Here is a 372-nt window from a genome sequence, read left to right as displayed (position 1 = left end):
TGCCTTCTTCGAACACGCCGTGGGTCGACGGGTAGGTGATCATCAGCGCGGCGAGGTGTTCGCGGTGCTCGATGGCCTTGGCGCGCAGGTCTTCGATGTCGACGTTGCCGCGGGCATCGCAGGCCGTCACGACCACGCGCATGCCGGCCATGTTGGCGGTCGCCGGGTTGGTGCCGTGGGCGGACGAGGGGATCAGGCAGATGTCGCGACGGTCTTCGCCACGGCTCTGGTGATAGGCGCGAATCGCCAGCAGGCCGGCGTATTCACCTTGCGAACCGGCGTTCGGTTGCAGGCTGATCGCGTCGTAACCGGTGGCGGCACAGAGCATCGCTTCCAGCTCGTCGGTCAGTTGCTGGTAACCGGCGCTTTGCT

1 pseudogene is annotated in these 372 nt (G+C 66.1%); it reads right to left on the bottom strand.

Going from position 1 to position 372, the window contains the following annotated elements:
- A pseudogene (locus E3W21_RS31635) lies at positions 1–372 on the bottom strand (glycine dehydrogenase (aminomethyl-transferring)); the annotation flags it as partial.

It is taken from the genome of Pseudomonas sp. F01002 (genome assembly GCF_004402115.1).
GTDB classification, from domain to species: Bacteria; Pseudomonadota; Gammaproteobacteria; order Pseudomonadales; family Pseudomonadaceae; genus Aquipseudomonas; species Aquipseudomonas frigoris.
The sequence above is the reverse complement of the archived record's forward strand: the minus strand, read 5'-3'. Positions and strand labels throughout refer to the sequence as shown.